Below are 3,530 nucleotides of genomic sequence, written 5' to 3' on the forward strand. Positions count from 1 at the left end.
CAAACTTTCCCAGTTTAGGTATTGGTATCGGGAGTGGGTTAAAGAAGTGTCTCCAGTGATGCATTTTACACACAAAGCGGGCGATAAACTTTTCACAGACCAACAGATTATGTGTTTCCTATCTTATTAAAAGACGACTTAACACCAATGCAAATTGAAAACAGGAAGCATAAAACATTAAGAAGATTTAATAAGCAACTTAAAGAGATTGCAGAAATTCAAGGTGTAGAACAAAATGTAACATCTTATGTTATTAGACACAGTTTTGCAACTAATTTAAAGTTTGCAGGTGTTTCAACAGATTTAATTGGTCAATCTATGGGGCATCATGATGTTAGTGTGACCCAAGCTTATTTAAAAGAATTTAATGATGACATTATAGATGATGCTATGTCAAAATTGTTGGAGGAATCCATACTAAAATACGCCTCCTAAACCAATTTAAAAGACTCTCATAAATGGGGGTCTTTTTCATTATATACTGAATCTATTCAGATTAAACTTAAAAATAATTCAATTTAATATTAACCTTCAAAAACATAAGAAATGGAATTAAGAAAATCCGAAAGGAAACAAGCAAAAATCAAGATGGCTCTTCAAGGTTCATCAGGCTGTGGGAAGAGTTTAAGCGCTCTTTTACTGGCTAAAGGATTAACTAATGACCAACTAGATAAAGTGGCTGTTATTGATACAGAAAACGGTTCAGCTGACCTTTATGCTCATGTAGGTAATTACAATGTATTACCATTACAACCACCTTATACGCCAGAGAAATTTATTGAAGCAATAGAGGTTTGTGAAAAGGCAGGAATGGAAGTGATAATTTTGGATTCCATCTCTCAAGTATGGGATGAATTGATAGACTATCATTCAAAACTACCTGGGAACTCTTTCACAAACTGGAATAAGGTAACTCCTAGACAAAAAGCTTTTATCAATAAGATTTTACAATGTAATGCTCATGTTATAGCAACTATGAGAACAAAACAAGAGTATGTGTTACAACAAAAGGATGGTAAATATGTACCTGAAAAAGTAGGGCTTAAAGCAGTACAAAGAGATGATGTATCTTATGAATTTACTATTGTATTTGATATAGATATTAAGCACTTTGCTTTAGCGAGTAAAGACAGAACCAACTTGTTCTCTGGTAAGCCAGAATTTATGATAAATACTTCCACAGGAAAACGCATTTTAGAATGGTGTACTTCTCCTGTAAAAGAAGAAGATGTTAGGAAGAGAATAGAAGACTGTTTATCTGTTAGCCAGTTAATGGAACTGTATAAAGAACATCCAAGTTTTCAGATACCATTAAAAGCTTTGTTTCAAGCTAAAAAAGATTTATTAGAAAAGTTAGTTAACCCACAAAATTTTATTCAAAATGGAAATAGTATCAGTAACAGAGCTTAACAGGCAAAGTCAAGGAGTATTTAATTTGCTTCAAGGTCAGTCACAAACTGTACATCATTTGCAAATACCTTCAAGAAATAAAGTATATCCACAAAACCCATTTATGGAGGCTAACACAAAAGAGGTTAGCCTTTCTACTTTAAAGCATGATTGTATCATTCCTGTTTTTTCAAAAGATAACGAAAAGACTTTAGCAAATCAAGAATTTATAGAGGTAGCTCAAGACTGCTTAAGTTTGTCTTTTAATTAAATTTGATATAAATCAGAAAGAACAAAAGAGAGGATTAAGGTTAGTATACACGGTGAAGCTCAAGACTTCGGCAACATTGATAATCCCCTCTCTTTTCTACTTTTATTTCGTTCAGTTCTGTGAGACCTAGATCTCGTTTTCAAGTTGTTGAAAGCAAAGTAGAATGTCCTTTCATAAAACAGTTCTTATGAATAAAAATACAGAATTTTTTGGAATAGACATCAGCAAAGATGTATTTGATGTTTTTAGTTTGGAGACGGGCCATAATCAGTTTACGGTGTTGGCAACTGGCTTTTTTGTTTAACTTTCTTACTTCCATTAATTTTTCAATCCGAAAACAGTTTTTTTTCAGTCAGATAAGATTTATCGGGTGTTAATCATACGTTGTTTTTTTATTCAATTACGATAAGTATTCATTGATTAAATAAATTAAAAAGAGAGGTGATATAACCGATATTGCAAAGTAGAAATACGAGAATATTTTGAACCTTAACGATATTTCTAGTTTTCTTCGAACTATTTTTTCAGTTCTATTCTTAATTTGATACAGATAAAAATTAAATATTGTCATTCCGATGTCAATTATCAAAAACCATTTAGGTAAAAATGAAAAATCAATTCTTAAAAAATAATAAACAAGAATTACGAAGAAAAATATATTTACAGACTGTACAATTGAAATTATTATAATCGGAAAATACTGCGGTGTATCATCACTATTTTTCTTCAAATTATAATAGTAGAGAAAGAGTTTGTCGTAAAAATTATAGATTTTCTCCAATTACTTGTCTGTTATTGAGTTTTTTTAGCTTGTTGCCAACGTTTATGTATATGGAAAGTTGCGTGTTTGTATGCGAGGATTTTCCGAAGGAAAATCAGATGCTAGCAAGCAAAGCAACTGACATTGGTTAAGCTAAAAATAGCAATTTTTTATATACGGTGTTGTAAAACGTTTTTATTGGTTCATAAGTTTTCGTACTTCTGGATGAACAAAAGTAGAGTCTATTTGGTCAGTTAGTTTTATGTATTTTTCTAAGCTATCTTTTTCTTTGATTTGTCCATAAGCTCCAGCTAATTGACCATACGCACGTGCATTGTTAGGGTCGATTTTTAATGATATTTTTAGACATTCAATTAATTCATTTAATGATTTTTTTTCTTTAGTTTTAAAGAATAATTGTCCATGACTAATTGCTTTTGACTCCCAAACTTTAGCATTTTGTGAATTGATTTGAATTGATTCTTCAAAATATTTCAATGATTCCTCAAATTCGCCTTTTTTCCCCATTAGATTTCCATAACCCCAATAAATATCTGCATTATTCTTATCCAATAGCCATGCTTGGTTAAAACGTTTCATAGATAGGTCTATTTGGTTATTGTAAAAATATCCCCAAGCTAAATCAATATAATGAATTGCGGCAATTTTTCTATTTGGATAAATCGTATCACATCCTTTAATGAACTCGTTGTCTAAAGTTATTTGTTCAGCACATTTTTTAATCTTTCCATATTTAGGTAGATTATTAATTCCTTGAATACAATCGTTCTTAGCACAATTATTAAATATGATAAGGACAACAAAAAGTAATATATGCTTCATTTTGGTTTTTTGTCAAATGTCTCGTCCTGAAATATGGCTACAGGTTAAAATTGAATTTACGCTGTTAATTTATATACCATATTAGGTGTTTTAAAATCTAAAGATAAGTGTAATCTTATTTGGTTGTATAAATTAATTGCATTTTTTGTAGCTCTTTTCGCGTGCGCTATATTAGTAAAGGTCTGGTCGAGATAAAACTCATCTTTAAGGATCCCGTTAACCCTTTCTGCTAGGGCATTTTCATAGCAATGGTTTTCTTCTGTCATG

5 protein-coding genes are annotated in these 3,530 nt (G+C 30.9%); 3 read left to right on the top strand and 2 right to left on the bottom strand.

The annotated features are described in order from the left end of the window. Positions 1-111 precede the first annotated feature (111 nt). The 3 genes from EV196_RS19700 to EV196_RS19710 all read left to right on the top strand — a co-directional run bounded on the left by EV196_RS19700 (position 112) and on the right by EV196_RS19710 (position 1,660). Positions 112-435 carry a tyrosine-type recombinase/integrase gene (locus tag EV196_RS19700; protein WP_243652297.1) on the top strand — a complete coding sequence of 108 codons (324 nt, stop codon included), beginning with the start codon at positions 112-114 and terminating at the stop codon, positions 433-435. 111 nt (positions 436-546) lie between these two features. Beyond that, positions 547-1,410, top strand: coding sequence for an AAA family ATPase (locus EV196_RS19705; protein WP_132219497.1), 864 nt, complete (start codon positions 547-549; stop codon positions 1,408-1,410). After that, a complete protein-coding gene (locus EV196_RS19710) occupies positions 1,382-1,660 on the top strand; it encodes a DUF3871 family protein (RefSeq protein WP_132219498.1) in 279 nt (92 codons plus the stop codon). The genes EV196_RS19705 and EV196_RS19710 overlap by 29 nt, the downstream gene beginning before the upstream one ends. Positions 1,661-2,615: 955 nt before the next feature. Here the strand turns inward: EV196_RS19710 and EV196_RS19720 are convergent. Further along, the gene (locus EV196_RS19720) at positions 2,616-3,263 is read right to left on the bottom strand and encodes a tetratricopeptide repeat protein (protein WP_132219500.1); all 648 of its coding nucleotides are present in this window, start codon (positions 3,261-3,263) and stop codon (positions 2,616-2,618) included. 56 nt (positions 3,264-3,319) lie between these two features. Continuing rightward, on the bottom strand, positions 3,320-3,530 hold a 211-nt coding region (locus EV196_RS19725), incomplete at its 5' end, for an integrase core domain-containing protein (protein ID WP_132219501.1).

It is taken from the genome of Mariniflexile fucanivorans, from assembly GCF_004341235.1.
In the GTDB taxonomy this organism is placed as follows: Bacteria; Bacteroidota; Bacteroidia; order Flavobacteriales; family Flavobacteriaceae; genus Mariniflexile; species Mariniflexile fucanivorans.

Coding starts and splice junctions, on each gene's coding strand:
- EV196_RS19710 (WP_132219498.1), top strand. CDS start 1,382: ATGGAAATAGTATCAGTAACAGAGCTTAACAGGCAAAGTCAAGGAGTA.
- EV196_RS19720 (WP_132219500.1), bottom strand. CDS start 3,263: ATGAAGCATATATTACTTTTTGTTGTCCTTATCATATTTAATAATTGT.
- EV196_RS19705 (WP_132219497.1), top strand. CDS start 547: ATGGAATTAAGAAAATCCGAAAGGAAACAAGCAAAAATCAAGATGGCT.